At 26.1% G+C, this 17,287-nt stretch carries 13 protein-coding genes and 1 tRNA gene; 1 reads left to right on the top strand and 13 read right to left on the bottom strand.

The genetic code is table 4. The annotated features are described in order from the left end of the window. The gene (locus OF364_RS00695; RefSeq protein ID WP_263773937.1) at window positions 1-1,383 is read right to left on the bottom strand and encodes a glycine--tRNA ligase; all 1,383 of its coding nucleotides are present in this window, start codon (window positions 1,381-1,383) and stop codon (window positions 1-3) included. A 230-nt stretch (window positions 1,384-1,613) separates the two neighbouring features. Between OF364_RS00695 and ffh the strand changes: the two genes are divergently transcribed. After that, window positions 1,614-2,939, top strand: coding sequence for a signal recognition particle protein (gene ffh, locus OF364_RS00690; RefSeq protein WP_263752562.1), 1,326 nt, complete (start codon window positions 1,614-1,616; stop codon window positions 2,937-2,939). Window positions 2,940-3,109: 170 nt separating this feature from the next. On the opposite strand, the gene OF364_RS00685 is transcribed toward ffh, so the two are convergent. From OF364_RS00685 to OF364_RS00630, 12 genes are all read right to left on the bottom strand, one after another. Then, on the bottom strand, window positions 3,110-4,207 hold the full coding sequence (locus OF364_RS00685; RefSeq protein WP_263773936.1) for a DNA-methyltransferase: 1,098 nt from the start codon (window positions 4,205-4,207) through the stop codon (window positions 3,110-3,112). Between the two features lie 2 nt (window positions 4,208-4,209). After that, window positions 4,210-4,740 carry an HpyAIV family type II restriction enzyme gene (locus OF364_RS00680; RefSeq protein ID WP_263773935.1) on the bottom strand — a complete coding sequence of 177 codons (531 nt, stop codon included), beginning with the start codon at window positions 4,738-4,740 and terminating at the stop codon, window positions 4,210-4,212. A gap of 219 nt (window positions 4,741-4,959) precedes the next feature. Further along, on the bottom strand, window positions 4,960-5,082 hold the full coding sequence (locus OF364_RS00675) for a hypothetical protein (protein ID WP_263773934.1): 123 nt from the start codon (window positions 5,080-5,082) through the stop codon (window positions 4,960-4,962). 185 nt (window positions 5,083-5,267) lie between these two features. Then, window positions 5,268-7,409 (bottom strand): SGNH/GDSL hydrolase family protein, encoded by a 2,142-nt coding sequence (locus OF364_RS00670; protein ID WP_263773933.1) that lies wholly within the window; start codon window positions 7,407-7,409, stop codon window positions 5,268-5,270. 2 nt (window positions 7,410-7,411) lie between these two features. Further along, window positions 7,412-8,257 carry a ribosome biogenesis GTPase YlqF gene (gene ylqF, locus OF364_RS00665; protein ID WP_205851263.1) on the bottom strand — a complete coding sequence of 282 codons (846 nt, stop codon included), beginning with the start codon at window positions 8,255-8,257 and terminating at the stop codon, window positions 7,412-7,414. 21 nt (window positions 8,258-8,278) lie between these two features. Then, a complete protein-coding gene (locus OF364_RS00660; protein ID WP_205851262.1) occupies window positions 8,279-8,806 on the bottom strand; it encodes a tRNA (cytidine(34)-2'-O)-methyltransferase in 528 nt (175 codons plus the stop codon). A gap of 53 nt (window positions 8,807-8,859) precedes the next feature. After that, window positions 8,860-12,084 (bottom strand): DEAD/DEAH box helicase, encoded by a 3,225-nt coding sequence (locus OF364_RS00655; RefSeq protein WP_263752572.1) that lies wholly within the window; start codon window positions 12,082-12,084, stop codon window positions 8,860-8,862. 164 nt (window positions 12,085-12,248) lie between these two features. After that, window positions 12,249-12,515 (bottom strand): 30S ribosomal protein S15, encoded by a 267-nt coding sequence (gene rpsO, locus OF364_RS00650; RefSeq protein ID WP_205851260.1) that lies wholly within the window; start codon window positions 12,513-12,515, stop codon window positions 12,249-12,251. A gap of 144 nt (window positions 12,516-12,659) precedes the next feature. After that, a tRNA-Ile gene (locus tag OF364_RS00645) sits at window positions 12,660-12,736 on the bottom strand. A 49-nt stretch (window positions 12,737-12,785) separates the two neighbouring features. Then, window positions 12,786-13,181, bottom strand: a complete 396-nt coding sequence (gene rpsI / locus OF364_RS00640; RefSeq protein ID WP_205851259.1) for a 30S ribosomal protein S9 — start codon at window positions 13,179-13,181, stop codon at window positions 12,786-12,788. A gap of 1 nt (window position 13,182) precedes the next feature. Continuing rightward, window positions 13,183-13,617: a 50S ribosomal protein L13 gene (gene rplM, locus OF364_RS00635; protein ID WP_205851258.1), complete on the bottom strand. Its 435-nt coding sequence runs from the start codon at window positions 13,615-13,617 to the stop codon at window positions 13,183-13,185. Window positions 13,618-13,863: 246 nt separating this feature from the next. Beyond that, on the bottom strand, window positions 13,864-17,287 hold a 3,424-nt coding region (locus tag OF364_RS00630; RefSeq protein ID WP_263773932.1), incomplete at its 5' end, for a hypothetical protein.

Here is a 17,287-nt window from a genome sequence, read left to right as displayed (position 1 = left end):
CTATCTTCTTTTAGAACCATTATTTCTTAGATATTGTTCAATATTTTCTATAGAAACAACATCTTGTTTCATGGTGTCTCTATTTCTAATGGTTACAGTGTTTTTTTCTAGAGTATCAAAATCAATAGTTAAGCAATAAGGTGTTCCTATAGCATCTTGTCTACGGTATCTTTTACCAATTGAACCAGTTTCATCATAAGTTACTCTAATATTTGTATTTTCAATTAAATTTTCAAAAATTTCCTTAGCTTTAGGTGATAGTTTTTTCATTAAAGGCAAAATAGCTAATTGGTAGGGCGAAATTTTATAATCTAATTTCAGCACTACTCTTTCATCTTCTTCTAATTTTTCAACTTCATAAGCATCAATTAAAAGAGCAAATAATAATCTATCAAGTCCAATTGAAGGCTCAATTACATATGGAATAATTTTTGAACCGTCTTCTTTTAAGTATTCCAATGATTGATTTGAATGCTTCATGTGTTGACTTAAGTCATAATTACCACGATTTGCTATTCCAAGTAATTCGCCTCAACCAAATGGAAATAAGTATTCAATATCACTTGTTCCTTTTGAATAATGGCTAAGTTCCTCTTTTTCATGAGGACGAATTCTAATATTTTGTTTTTTTAAACCCAGAGAAATAACTAGTTGCTCACATTTTTTTATTCAGTATTTATAAAAATGGTCACTATCTTTTTCTTCACAAAAAAACTCCAATTCCATTTGTTCAAATTCACGAGTTCTAAAGATGAAATCACGAGGTGTTATTTCATTTCGAAAACTTTTTCCAATTTGACCTATACCAAATGGTAATTTAGCTCTTGAAGTTCTTGTTAGGTTTTTAAAATTTACAAATATCCCTTGTGCAGTTTCAGGTCTTAAAAAAGTTTCAGAAGCATTAGTATCAATAGCGCCCATATGAGTTCTAAACATTAAATTAAAAGGTTTGATTGTCCCTCAATTAGTTTCTGAACCATCATATTTTTTAACTTTTTGTTTTATGATTTGTTCTAAATCTTCAAAGCTACACTTTTCAACATTAATATCTGGAAATAAGTCTTTAACAATATGATCAGCACGATATCTTTTATTGTTAATTTTATTTTCAATCAAAAAATCTGAAAAGTTATCAATGTGACCACTTGCTTTTCATATATTTTTATGCATTATTATTTTCGAATCAATTTGATAGTTTTTTTCTTTTCTAATAAAATCATTAATTCATTGTTGTTTTATTTCTGACATCATTGCTGTTGCCAACGGACCATAATCTCAGGTATTAATAACTCCACCATATATTTCTGAATTTTGAAAAACAAAACCTTGATTTTTTAAATGAGCTATCACATCTTGAATATTTTTATTATCATTACTAGTCATAACCCTCCAAGCTAATATATTTTTAAAATTAAATCTAAAAATAATAATAAAATTTTACCAAAAAATAATTTTTTATTCCATTTTTAATATATTTATATTAAATATTGAACGTTAATATTTAATTATTGGACAAATTGACCTTTTTAGTAATTTTTTAAGATTTATACCTTTAAATTAAACCAGGAGCTTTAATTAATATTAATTAAAGTATCTTTGCTATAATATTTAACATGTTAGATTTTATACAAAAAAGAATGCAAAAATCAATGGATAAAATTAATAAAAAATTATCTATTAATGAAGAAGATATACTTGAAGTATTGCGTGATGTGAAATTAGCGTTGTTGGAGGCTGACGTTAATCTTGTTGTTGTTAAAAACTTTATTAAACAAGTTAAAGAAAAAGCAATTAACAGTCAAATTATTGGTAAATTAAATCAACAACAAACAGTTTTAAAAATATTTAAAGATGAGTTAACTAATATATTAGGTCAAAAATCAATTGATATTAAGCCTAAATCTTCAATAACTAAAATTATGATGGTGGGCTTGCAAGGTTCAGGTAAAACAACAACGGCTGCTAAATTATCAGTATTTTTTAAGAAAAAAAATACTTTCAAAAACACATTATTAGTTGGGGATGACATTTACCGTCCTGCAGCTAGAGAACAATTGGAACAATTGGCTAAACAAACTCAAACTGATTTTTATACTCAAAAAGAAAATGATGCTGTTTTAATAGCTCAAAATGCAATAGAACACGCTGAAAAAAATAAAAATGATTTAGTGATTATTGATACCGCAGGTCGTTTGGCAATTGATGAAGAATTAATGAATGAACTGAAGAATATCAAAAAATATACTAAACCAGATTATATATTTTTAGTAATTGATGCAATGAGTGGTCAAGATGTTATTAACACTGCCAAAATATTTCACGAAGAGCTTAAATTAGATGGAACAATAATAACCAAATTAGACTCTAATGCTAGAGGTGGGGCTGCATTAAGTATTACTCATTTATTAAATATTCCAATAGTATTTATTGGGGTTAGTGAAAAAATGTCTGGATTGGAAATATTTTATCCTGATCGAATGGCAGACCGTATTTTGGGAATGGGAGATGTTTTAACATTAATTGAAAAGGCCTCGGAAGAAGTAGACGAAAAAATGATGAAAAAAATCGGCTACAAAATGATTACTGGAAAGTTTGATTTGAGTGACTTAATGAATTCCTTAGCTCAAATTAAAAAACTAGGTAAAATGAAAGCTATTTTAAGAATGATTCCAGGAATGGCAGATAAAATTGATGATAAAAAAATTGAAGAAGCTGAAAGTAAATTCAAAATATATACTTTTTTAATTAATTCAATGACAGAATTAGAAAAAAAGAACCCTAAATTATTGAAGAATTCAAGTAGAAAAGAACGAATAATTAAAGGCTCAGGAAGAAGTGCTAGAGAATTTAATATGTTAGTTAGTGACTTCGAAAGAATGTCAAAACAAATGAAGGAAATGGCAGCTAATCCTCAACTAAAAAAAGGTATTATGGGATAATAAACCCTGAAAATACAAAGGGTGATAGCAAAAAATAATGGTTAAAAAAATGACATCTATACTGATTAGGTGTCATTTTTTTCAGTTAACTAATGTTCTATATATATATATGAATAAAGCTGTATTACATTATTTTGTGAATTTTAGTCTATTATAAACATTATTGACTTTTAAAAATCAACTTTTAATGGCAAATTGTGATCCAATCTATATTTTTCTCTTATATCCGAAATAGACACATTATTTCCATTTCTATTAACAAATAAATAATCGTATGCATTAACTCTATTTTTTCTATTCATCATAGCAGAAGCTATATCATGCATGGAATTTATATTGCCATTATATTCTAATTGACCTTTGGTATTTACTAATCTTGCTTGCTCGCCATTTTTGTGTATGAAAAACTCATTTAATTTTAAATATCCTTCTTTTACTAGGTCTTCTATTTTTATTCTAGCTGGTTTTATATCGTAAACACCTTTTTGGATGTCACCAATATTTGGTTTAGTTTCATCTAGTCTTTTTTGGCCATATTTTATATACTTTAGTTCTCGTTCTATTAAAGTGTAATTTCTACCAGCTTCTTTAGCAGATACACCAGTAGTCATTGTTCCGCCAAAGGGATCTAATATTCAATCACCTTGCTTGGTAAATAAATAAATGATTCTATCAATAAGCTTTTTAGGTTTTTGTGTTGTATGAACCTTAATATTGTTTTCATCTTTTAATCTTTCTTTTCCAGAACAAATTGGTATTTTTCAAACTGAACCCATTTGTTTGCCATCGTTTAAAAACTTTCCTGTTTTATAATTAAAAGTAAATTTGGCTTTCTTAGATTTTGCAGCTCATATTATTGTTTCATGGCTATTGTTAAGTCTAGTGCCTAAAAAATTGGGAGTAGGGTTGGTTTTTTGTCAAATAATATCATTTATTATTCAAAAGCCCAAGTCTTTTAAAATGCTGCCAATTTCATAAATAGATAGCATTCCAGAAATTACACAAACAGTTCCATTTGGTTTTAAAACCCTTTTTACTTCTGAAAGTCACAAATGTGTTCATTTTTTGTATTCTTCCATCGAAGAAAACTTATCTCAATCATCATCACAACCATTATACTTAGAGCCTTCCACTCTATAAAGTTCTTTATTATTGTCTATTTGTAAAAAATAAGGAGGGTCAGAAAAACAAAAATCAAAGGTTTCGCTTGGAATTTTTGAAAGTTCCTCGATTGCATCACCTTTTATAATTGAGTTTTTAATATTCATATTTAACCCCCATTTTTAGTTTGATTTCGTATTATTTGTATTTTATTAAATAAATCCTCATTTTTAAATAAAGATTTACGAAGAGTTACATATTGTTCATCATTTGATATTAATTTATTTCAATATTTATCTGGTAATTGTATCATTGCTTCATATATTTCTTTATTATTATCAAAGTCAATGATTTTTATATTTTTAGTATGTGCCTCATTCTTATATTTTTCAATATATGAAACAAGTTCATTTCAAGGTTCTTCGTTATTGAATATCTGAACAAAAAAATCTTTTCCATAAAACAAATAGAAAGCACAATTTGGTGTTTTTTCATCAGAAATTTTAGATAAATAATATTTTTTATTTTTTATTAATGAGGAATCGACAAATCACATTATTGCATTAATTTTTTTATCGACATATTTTTTTGTGATTAATTCAACCTTGCTTTTAAAATTTAAATATTGGCCTCTCTTTTTTGAACTATCATGGTCATCTCTTATTTTCATTTCGACTAAAAATAATTGTTCTTTAAACATAAAAAGATTGTCAACTAAAAAATTTTCCTGCTTTTCGTTTTTGCCAATATTTTGCTTTAAAATTTTTTCATACTTAAATTATATTTATATTTTATTAAAATAAAGTTTAAAAGCCGGTTTTATCCGGCTTTCTATGGTTGGCCATCAGCTTTCGCTCCGACCCTTTACAACTATATATTATCATATTTTTTAATCTTTTTGCAAAAAAATATAAAAAAGCTAGCAGACGCTAACTTTATTTTTGTTTTTTAGAATTTTCTTTAATAAATTCAAATAAAAGTTTTGTCCTTCATCTATAAAATTAGTAATTAAATCACAAAATTCTTCATATTTTAAAATCATATTTTTTTCCTTATTTGCATTAAACACTTGTTATTTATATTGATATTGATTATATATAAAGTGTATCATCTATTAATATTTAATAAATATTAATAAGAAAAATAAGCGAAAAATAGAATATTAATAATTATAGTAAATTATATCGATTGACCTAAAGTGTGTTCAAGTTTTTAGGTTTTATTATTTTACAACTTGTTTTTTGAAATTATTAGTTGGATTGTAATTAAGTGTTTAGCTACTTTTAGGCCTATAATAAAGAAACTATTTAATGAAATGAATTTAATTCATTTTATTTTTCTTTTTGAGGTTTTTGATTTTGATTTAAACACTAAATTATAAAGTGAGATGCTTTTAATCTTATCTAAGAATCTAAGAAAAATATTATTCAAATACTTAGGATTATTTTTTAAAATTAAAAATATTTTAGTAATAGCATTTCTGAAATTTTTATAGTCTTTTGCATTTAAATGTTGCATTCGAATAGAAGTTTGAATGGTTTGAATAATAAAATCAATTGTTTTTTCAAAATTGCTCTCTGATGATAGTTCCATAAACATTTTGTCAAACAGAAATACTAAATTATATTTATTTTTAACAATAAAAGAAGCTCAAAATTCGTCAAAATTATTTAATTTAACATAAACATCAGAATAATTAATAATTGATTCAACTAAAAAATCAATAAATTCTTTAAAAGAATCTAAACTTGAAAGATATTCTCTAACTTTTTGGAATTTTTTATTGTTTTTGAAATTAAATAAATAGCTTAGCAAGCTTGTATTTAATGCTTCTTTAATTGCAATTTCAAATATTTCTTTTATTTCAGTTTTAGATTCATTAATTAAACCTGAATTAAAGAAATATTTAAGCACGTCATAAACTAAGTTTTGATTATTCTTTAAAATACTATTCAAATTGTCCTTCATGTCACTGAAAGTAATAGGACTATTTTCGACAATAGATTTTTTAAATAATTCTTTTTCTAAAATAAATAATATATTATCTATTTTTCTATCTTTTAATAAAGTTAAAGCTACTTCTTTTGATCTTTGTTCATTATTTAAAAACTCAATGATTTTATCTACTGTCTTATATTTTTCAAATGAGTGTGAGAACTTATCTAATACAACTTTTTTAGCTATTTTACTTATTGGTGTCTTGCCATATCTTATAAATAATGAAACAAAATTGGCCAAATTAATGCCCGAATCTAAATATGTTGAATATTTATTTTCATTATCACTATAAATATAGATTTTTTGGTTTTTATTAGAACCATAAACCTCTTTAAAAAGTTCTAGATTGTTTGAATTATTATCTATTGGTTGATATGTGACTAAATTATTTGTTCAATACTCTTCATTAATAATATATTTTGAGCTAAATTGATAGTTTTGCAAATCGTTTTTAAGTGTTTTGGTATTTATAAATAATTTTGTATATAAATCACTAGCAATTTTTTTGTATCCTTTTTCAGTTGGATATAGAGATAAAATATTTTCAAATAAATAATTTTTATTTTTAGTTCAATATTCTTGATCATTAATATCAACGTAATCAATTGTATACTTAGCAGCAGCGTTTTTAATTGCTTCATTTAAAGAAGCTAAGATAAAGTGATATAAATCAAATGTGTTCATTTTAGTTACATTTATGAATGAATTAATTGCTTCTTTTAGATGAATTAATAATTCAGGGTAATTAGTAATTACAATTTTAGCTTTAGGATTAATGTTTTTAATTTTGCTAATTAAATTCATTAGTTGCGATTCAACCTTTATTTTTACTGTTGAAATTAATTTCTTAATATTTTTTAATTTTTCATCTCTAATTTCACCAGTTAAATTGTGAAGTGATTTAATTTCATAAAAAGGAAGCATTGATAAAAAATCATATAAACCAGCTGTTAAAGTAATTAAATTAGCTTCTTTAATTCTTTTTGAAATAATTTCAAAGTCATTATTACTTATATTTCATTCTTTAAATAGTTGCGAAAAATAATCCTTAAAGGGATTTAGTGAATATCAATCTAATGATTGTAATAAATCAATTTTATTAATATTTTGTTTTAAAGCTTTTTTATCATTTGTAAATAAAGCAGAAAGAAAATCAGTTGAACCAGTTATGATACCTAAATTATAAAAACTTTCTAATTCATATTTAGGATTATTTTTTATTAAATAAGCCAAAGAAGAAGGATAACCTAAACCATTTATTGTTTTATCTTGGTTCATAAGCCCATTAGTATTAAATCCTATTTTAGAATTAAATCCGGCCACTAAACCATCGCCTAAAGCAACGTATTTTATGCTTATTTTTTCTGACATAGTTATTTCCTTTCTTTCTTATCTGTATCAAAAATCACATTATTCATGTTCTTAAAATAATTGATAAGTGCAACACTAGCTTTATTTGTATCATATAAGCCGTCTTTTAATAAATAATTATTAGCTTTTGCATATTCATTTAAATTATTAAAAATTATTGTTTCTTCTTCAGAAGGATCTAAACCTAATTCTTGAAGTCTTGAAGGATAATATCTAGTCATTAAACGATATAGCGCTAAAATCAATTCATTTAAAGCAATTGCTTCTTGTCTAATTGAGCCTACTAGAGCAAGTTTAGCTCCAATTTCATCACTTTCAATTTTAGGCATTAATAATCCGGGTGTATCTAGCAACATATAGTTTTTGCAATTAATTCATTGCTCTGATCTAGTTACACCTGCACTGGCACCTACTTTTGTAGATTTTGATTTTGAAAGCGTATTAATTAAAGTGCTTTTACCTACATTAGGCACACCCAATACAACACATTTTAGTGGTGGAGTTAATTTATTTTTAGCATCATTTTTAGCCTTAAATTTAAGGTATTCTTTATTTAGAGCCAAATTAATTTTGTGATAGCTATCATGCTTTTTTAAATTGGTTATGATTACTTGACCTCTCGATTCATATTTAGTTATTAATGGTCTTAAAAGATTCATATTGCTTTTATCAGATTTATTAATTACAAATAGAATTGGTTTATTATTAATAATTTTATATATTTCTTCATTAAAAGAACTAATAGGTATTCTGGCATCTAAAACAACAATAAAAAGATCAAAGAGTTTTTGTTTCTCTTGTAATAATTTAAATTGTTTAGCCATATGACCAGGAAATCAATGAATCATAACCTATCCTTTAAAATGTAATTAGTCTTTTTTTAATATAAAATCTTTGCCCTTTTGACTTTCGAAAGCTGATAAGCCTTCAAAACTATTTTGTCTTAAAATTTCATACAATACAATTGCAACTGAGTTTGCTAAGTTTAAACTTCTACACTCAGAATTCATTGGAATTCGTAAGCAATTTTTAATATTATTTTGCATTATTTTTTTGGGTATGCCAGTGCTCTCTGTGCCAAACATAATTCATATTTCATTATCGTTCCCCAAAATGTTTTTATAATCTATGTTTGAATAATTTTCTAGGCCATAGCGAGTTATGTAATAGATATTTTTAGAACCATATTTAGCATAAAATGAATCATAATTTTCATGAATTTCATGCTGAATTTCACTTAGAAAATGGCCTGCAGCTTTACGCTTTAGTCAATGTGGATGTAAATCAAAAGCAGTAGGCTTAATAATATGTAATTTAGCCTTAGCTGCAAATGTTGTTCTAATAATATTTGCAGTATTTGGGCTTATTTCTGGTTGATATAAAATAATGTTAATCATAATTTATATATTATAGTAAAAAAACCTAATCTTTTTAAGATTAGGTGCTTTCATTATTTGTTAATTAATGTATTAATAAACTTAAACATAGATGGTTTATTTTCATTAAATCTAAAACTTGAAATCCGATAAATTGGATAACCCTTAACTGACATAAAGTCAGTTTTAATTCTTTTTTCAATAAAGCTATCTAAATTAACATCATTAGAAGAATCATCAATGTTTAGACCAACTATAAAATTGTTTCTATTGTCCAAAATTGCCATATCGATATTGTATGAACCAACACAGTATTTTAGTTCAGTTTTAATATCTGCAGCAAAACTTTGTTCATTTAGTCATGATTGAATTTCAAAAATAAATTGACTCTTATCAGAACGACTAAATTCAGAAGTATTGCCATTTACATATGATTTTTGGTCAGATGATTTTAGTTGAATATAGTTTAATCAACGCTTGAAAGTCATCAAGTTTTCATTTTTAGGATCAATTTCATTTGTTTTAATACTTTTAATTATTATCATTTTATCTTTGGCTCTCGTGATGGCCACATTAAGCGCATTTCTGCCCTTTTTAGAGCCAATATAAGTTGAATGTAAAGAGGTTTTAGCAGTGTAACCTACAGAAGCTATAACTAATTCAGCTTCGTCACCTTGAATGTTTTCTATATTTCTTAAAATTACTTTATCTTCAAGAACTTCAAAGATTTTTGGTGATAATAATGCAATTTGCTCTCGAATATAATCTTGTTGTTTTCTATTAAAGGCTAGTAGGATTATTGAATTATATTTTTTTAAGTTCTTTTCACAAATGCTGATTAATTTTTCACATTCCACAGCATTTTTATTATCAATCCATTCTCCATTTACATCAATAACTTCCACACTTGCTTTTTCTCTTTTAGCATAGCTATCTAAGCCTTTTAAAGAAGAATCATAAAATTCTTTACTTGAAAATAAAACTAATTCACTAGAATTTGAACGATAGTTCATTTCTAGTACATATTTTGGAAGGTGGTTATTAATTGCTCAATCTAATAATGATGTAATTTCTTCTTCGCTATATTCATCTTCGGATTCATCACGAGTACTAAATCAATTTGAAGGTTGCATTTGTTGGCTATCACCCGCCACAATTACTTTATTAGCAATTGAAATAAAAGGTATAGCTTTTTCAATATAGATCTGACTAGCCTCATCAAAAATTACATAATCAAAATGATCTTTTTCAAAATCAACAAAGTTGCCCAAAATTTCTGGAGTTCCAACATAGATGTTATAAACTTTTTTAATAATATCTGAAAATAGTGATGTAACTATATATGGAGGAGTTATTTTTCTTTCTAGTCTTCCAAAAAATCTATTAAGTTTTTGGCGCTCATTTTCGCCTTGCTGGCGATATTCATCTAATCTTTTTTTAGCTAAAAAAGCTGAGTTATCATAAATTGCTTCTAACATTTCAGGGGTGGTGTTATCCAATTTTTTAAGGTCTCAGTATTTAGTGTAATCTTTTTCTTTTTCATCAAATTCAATAAATGAATTTAGTCTAATAAAATTAGATAATTGCACTAAATCTTTTATGTCATATCTTGCTAGTTTTGAATTGTAAAAATTAATTACCCGTTTGGCATTATTATAAATTTTTACAAATTTCAAACTAGGAATTTGAAATAAAGAAGTTTCTTTTTTGGCATAACCTAATTTTTTGGCTAATTTACGCCGAGATATTTTTTTGTAATTTTCAAATATTTTTAAAAACTCGACTTTTGAGGTCATTTTGTTATACAGCTTATAAAAATGTGCAAAATTTTGAATATTTTGATGCACCATGCCACGGTTTTTTATACCATGATATGCTTTAAGATCACGAGCAAATATCTCACCCAATTCAGCTTTGGCATCTAAATAATTTAGTTCATTTTTGGTAAAAAAACTTGAATTATAATCACTTAAATCACTAAATTTATAAGCAGTGTTTATTTGCTTGAAATATTCAATTATAGGTTTGTAGAAATATTCTTTTTCACTTTGGTTAACCTTAGCCGATTCTGAAAATTGAAACATCATATTTTGATATTTATTTAATCTTTTTAAAACCACGTCCAAAGCCACTTTTTTTTGTGAAATAAATAATGCTGTCTTATTGGCTTTAGCAATGTTAATTAAAATATTAGCTATAGTTTGTGATTTACCTGTTCCAGGTGGGCCAATAATAATTGAAGAATTATTTAGAGTTCCAACAATAGCTTTTTCTTGACTAAAATCCGAAGGAGTTACACGCGCTATATTATTTTTTTCTAAAGCTTTTTCATATGCTTCTTTGCTATAATCACGTAAGTCATCAATTCTAATTAGATTATCAATTTTATCTCCTAAGATTAAATTGATCATTGCTTTACGCAGTTTAGTACCGCCAGGATTTACTTCAAATAAAGTAGTACCAGGATAAATTTCTAAATTACCATCATTAGCAAAATCATTTTTTGACATTTCAACTAAGCTTTCAAAAAAAATGTTTTCATCATAGTTATTGATAAATTGCAATTCTTTTATATTTTTAATGCTTTCTATAGCATCAAAAATAGTTGTTTCTTCACCATTAACTAAAATTGGTAATTTAGTGTCACTATGTTGCTCTATTAAATATTTGATTTTTTCATTAATAATAATATTTTCATCAGCATTTTCTAAATATACAGAATTTCCAGAAAAAGTAATTTTTGCTGATTTTAAAATAAAAGGAGCATATAAATACACATCATCTTTGCGATATTTAATAAAATAAGTTCCAATAAATAGAGGCCAAATACTAGTTTCAGCATAAATTTCTTCAATTCTTTTAGCATTTGTTTTTCATGTCTTAATAAAATCACTATTTTGGTCCAAGATTCGATTTTTGTAAGCTGGAAGCCATTTTTCATAGTTTGATTCTAAATTAGAAGTCATTTTAGGTGTAATTGAATAATCATATTCTTTAGCTCAAGTAATAAATTCTTGATAGGTTTTTACATATTTAAGCTCTACTAATGATTTTGAATCAAAAGAATTTTTTAGAGGAATCTTAAATTCTCTATTTTTAAATATGTAACGAAGATTTTTGGCACCTATAATTTTTTTTAAATCTAAGCTTAAATTCGAAGTTTTAAAAAATGTGGCATTATCTCCACGACTTTTTATATCAAGTAAATTATTAACTAGTTTTAAGTATTTTGATGAATGAAGTTTTTTAATATCAACTTTTTTTATTGATGTTGAATCTGGAACAAATATTTGTTTCATGCACAAGCCCCTTAGTATTAATCATTTTTGTAAATTTAAATAAATTATACATTAATAAGCATTATGCTCATTAACTAATAAAATTATTTTAATTATATTTTTTAATGTCCTTAAAACTAAAACAAAAAAAGCGCAATTTGCGCTTTAGAAAGTTTCAAGAAGGTTTATTTTCTAATATTTAGAGCTTTGATTGTTTCTTGATATAGTGAGTAATTTTCAGATTTTAAGTGATTTAGTAATGCTTTTCTATGATTAACTTTTGCCATAAAACCACGCATTGAGTGTAGGTCTTTTTTATTAATAGCAAAGTGTTTTTTTAAAGATTCAATATCTTCAGTTAAAATTGCAATTTGAACTGGTAGATATCCTGTATCCTTGGCATTTCTACCAAATTGTTTAACTAGTTCACTTTTTCTTTCTTTTGATACCATAATTAAAATCCTTTCATAACCTAGCAATAATCATAATTATTACCAAGGAATAAATAATATTCAAGGTAAATTATATAATAAAAACAAAAAAATACTTGAATAAAAAACATGCAATTTTGCATGTTGTGATCAATTAAATTGAAATGGTGCGAACAAATGGACTTGAACCATCGACCTCACGATTATCAGTCGTGTGCTCTAACCAGCTGAGCTATGCTCGCATAATAAATATGGGTGTACAAAAAACCCATATAAGTATATCATAATAAATTAACGTTTTGAAAATTGTCTTGCTCTTCTGGCTTTTCTCAATCCGAATTTTTTACGCTCTTTAACACGTGCATCTCTTGTTAAAAAACCAGCATCTTTTAGTTTATTACGATATTCAGTTGAAGACTCTAAAAGTCCTCTAGCAATACCTAATCTGATTGCTCCTGCTTGACCTGTTAAACCACCGCCATTAACATTTGCAAAAATATCAAATTGATTTTGTGTTTCTGTTACTACAAAAGGACTTAAAGCATCTTTTAATAAGATTTCTGAATTTAAGTACTCTTTTGCAGGTTTATTATTAATTAAAAAGTTTCCTTTACCTGGAACTAAATAAACTCTGGCAACAGATGATTTACGACGTCCTAGACCATTGTATCTAACTTTATCTGCCATATTATTTAACCTCTATTTTAACTGGTTGTTGTGCTTCTTGCTTATGATTTGCATCAGCATAAACAAATAAGTTTTTAAATTGTTTACGACCTAGGGTTGTATGAGGTAACATACCTCTAACTGCTTTTTCAACAAGAACTTGTGGTTTTTTAGCTCTTAATTGTGCTGCAGTAATTTGTTTTAAACCACCTGGATATCCGGTGTGGTGGTAATAAATTTTCTTTTCATCTTTTTTAGCTGTCAAAAGAACATCTTTGGCATTAATAACAACTACATTGTCGCCCATGTCAACATTTGGAGTAAATGTCGGTTTATTTTTTCCTCTAAGGATTGAAGCTACAAGAGTTGAAAGTCTACCTAGCGGTACGTTGGCTGCATCAATGATGTATCATTTTTTATCAACTAATTCTTTTCTAATAATTGTAGTTTGACGCATACTTTCTCTTTCTATGTATTTATAGTATTTATAATTTTGTTTTAAATTGCAATTTAAATATGCTTATCAATTATAACAAAAAAATTTTTGTGGATTTAAAATTTAGAAATTAGTGTACTTATTTGAATTAATCCAAAAGCCTATTTCATTTTAATGAATTAAAAAAAATCAAGATTGTTTTTTTAATCTTGATTCTTAAATGAAATATTCAGTGTTACACATTTATATTTTACAATATTGTTGTGATTAAGGTTTATTTGATTCCTTTAGTTTTTTTTCTAAAATGTCAAATTCTCTTTGAATATAATTTCTGATATTAGATTGGTCTTCATTGTCACCTATAAATATAACTGATTCTTTAAATAGTCTATCTGGGTTACCTTCTCTTTTTGTGACATAACCGGTGAATTTTCATTCTTCACATTCGGAATTAAAATTATCTTTATACTCGTCGGGTGTTTTTAGTTCAATATATTTCAACAGGATATTAACATTGTTGGCAATTTGCAATCAATTTTGCAAAAGATCTTTTTGAAGAACTAAGTTATCTTGGAAACTTTGAAAAAAACCATCATTATTATCCTTGTATTTGTTTGCTATTTTAACTACTTGAGAATCTTTTTTAATTCGTGGTCAGTTTCGTCAGAAAAGTCTATATGGTCCATCGAATTGATAAATTTTACTATATTTGAACCTAATTAAACCTAAATCCCCGCCTTCCCGATAATGTTTCAAATCTTTGTCAAATAGATGATAGCCATTTACAGATTCTCTATTTAAATCGTCTGTAATCATTCGAATAAAAAATGTTAATTTGGCTACCAAACTGTAATCTATATATTTATCTTTTACTTCAACTTCTCTAAAATCTATAATATCTTGCCCGGGGGCTGTTCTTCCTAATACAAAAGAGTATTTAATTTTATAATTAAATATTAATCCATGTCTATCATCTGAGAATCTTATTGATACATCTTTAAGATCTTTTGTTTTAGGATCAGTTGATGAACTATCTGTATTTCAAATTAATTTATAATGTGTTGTAAAAAGATTATTATCAATTTTTAAGTTTGCACCCGTATGTGTTAAATTTCTAAGTGCACGACCAAAATCTCTTCATTTATTTATTAAATTCATAAAATAATCACTAAATTGAAAATTAAATGTAGGTTCATATTTTTTTAGTCCACTAAATGTCTTAGAATATCATTCTATATTTGAATTAGATATTTTATCATGAATATTAAAGTGAATTTTTAAAGTACCTTCATGATCATTAGGACTAATAAAGGCTGGAATAATTTCTAAATTTGGTATTAAATTTAAAGCATCAGGTTTAAATTTCACATCGTTGACAGTTATTAGAGATGTAATTAAATCTGTTCGCTTTAATTCTCAACTATTAGCTATAGCACTTTTATTATCTTCAATTCATTTATTACGGTTTTCAATAATTTTTGCTTTTATAGGAAAGTTTACAACAACATATTCAGTATTAGATTTATCTGTTTGGGCATCTGGATGCTCTGAATTAGGAACTTGTGCTTTTACAATGAATTTAAGTTTATCTTCATATATATTTTCAATCAGTATTAGTTCATAACTAAGTTTATTGTTTTCTCATGCAAAGTATTTTTTAAAAATTTCATAACTATTATCATACTGTAAGTTTCTTTTCATTGCCTCATAATCATAAACATTTTCTTTTAGTTGTAAATTTTTAAACTCAAAAGCTTCATATTTTATAGTAGTTTTTATTCTATAATCTCTTGTTTCAGTTAAAGTATCGCCATATATTTTAAATCAATATTTAACTCTTATATTAACATAACCTTTTAAATCGTTATAGGTCATTTTTTCAACTACAAAGTCATATCTATCATGTTCATGACCAATTGAAGTAATGTTGGCGGTTACAACAGAAGAAGGTAATTGATGTGCGTGACTAAGAGAAAATTCTAAACCTTGAGCTTTTTTTAATCATCATAAAGTTCTTGCTTTAGAAATTAATGGTTCTAATTCTTCAAGAGCTAACTTTTCATATTTATCATCACCTAATTCTTTCGTTTTTTTAGCTAATTCTGCAAATTTATCCCCTGTATTATTTAATTTTCCTAAATTTTCATTAGATAAAATGTTTTCGTTTGCTCGTCAGAATTCCGCATTTGTTAATTCGATTGATTTTGTACCAATAGAATTAAATAAATTAATAAGGTGTTCCAGTTGATTTTTAATATTTTCATACTCTGTTTTGTGTTTTGTTGTTTCTTGAGCAATATAATCTCTTTTTTGTTGAATTAAAGTTTGAGCTAGTTGAATTGTATTTTTTAGGTTTGTCAAGAAAGCAGCATTACTGTCCTTAACTTCATTATTAATAAAGTCTTGAGCAGCTGAGATTAAAGGTTCTAGTGCTGCTATATCTTCATTAATTTTCTTGAAGTTAGTAAGCATTTCAAGTCGATTATAAATTTCTTGAATTTTTTGAGCATGTTCTTGTGCTTTTTGTTTTCAAACAGTTTCTTTAATCTTGTCTTCTAGTTGTTGGATTTTAGTATTTATTTCATCTAGTTTTTGTTGTTGATCTGCTTTATTGTCATTGTATTCTTGAGCTAAAGCCCTAGCCATCAATGTTTCGAGCTTAGTTTTTGCTGTATTGAATTTGCCAATAGCATTATTAATTTTAACTTCTGTTTGAGGATTAGCGTTATCAGCATCTTTGGCTTGTTTATATTCATTATTTTTTCAGTTCTGATATGCGTCATCGTGAGCTTTTTTGATGTCATCAGCTGCTTTAGTTTGTGCTTCAGAATGTCTTTTAGCTTCATCAAGTTTATTTTTAAGTTCTGTTAATTTTTGATTTAGTTCAGGAACACTAGTATTTTCTGGTTTGTTGTATATATCATAAACATCATTTTCAATGGTATTGATTAAATTATTTAATTGAGTTACATATGCTCTTGTACTGTCATATTTATTAGCATGATCATTTTTCTTAATTAAATCATCTAGAGATTTAATAACAGTTTCAAGTTTTTCCTTAACTTTAGCAATTCTGTCTCTTTCAACACCTTCTAGAGCATCCTTGATTTTAGTTAGATCTCTTTCAATGTTATTGATTAAATCATCTGAATTTATTCTAACTGCACCATAATCTTTATCAGCTGCCAGCTGTTTAGCAGCTTTAGCTAATTCTAATGAAGCTTCTAAAGCAGTTTTTATTTCTTTTAGTTTTGTTTCATTCTTGTTTGTTAGAGCTGCATCTAAACCTGTTCTAGCTGTGCTTCATGAACTTTGAGCGTCAGTATATTTAGCTTCTACTTGAGTTTTCAATTGATTATTTTTTGCTACTAAATTATCATATGCATTTTTAGCTTCAGTTGTTTTAGTTTTTAGTTCTTCTAATTTAGTTTTAATTTGAGGAGTTTTATTTTTAGCATCTTTATTTAGGTTTGTTTGATAATCATTATTTTGAGTGATTTGGGCATTTAAGGCATCAAGAGCAGTTACAGAAGTATCATATTTTCCTTCAGCATTTTTAGCAGCTTGAAGTTTTTGAGCTGTTTCTTGAAGTTTTCTATCAATTTCTTCAATAATACCTTTAATTCTTTCTTCTTCACCCTTAGCTTTATCTTCAGCAGTTTTTAAAGATTCTTTTAGGCTCTCTAAAAGC

Source organism: Mycoplasma enhydrae, assembly GCF_025779955.1.
GTDB classification, from domain to species: domain Bacteria; phylum Bacillota_I; class Bacilli_A; order Mycoplasmatales; family Metamycoplasmataceae; genus Metamycoplasma; species Metamycoplasma enhydrae.
This window is presented reverse-complemented; position numbering and strand designations above follow the sequence as displayed.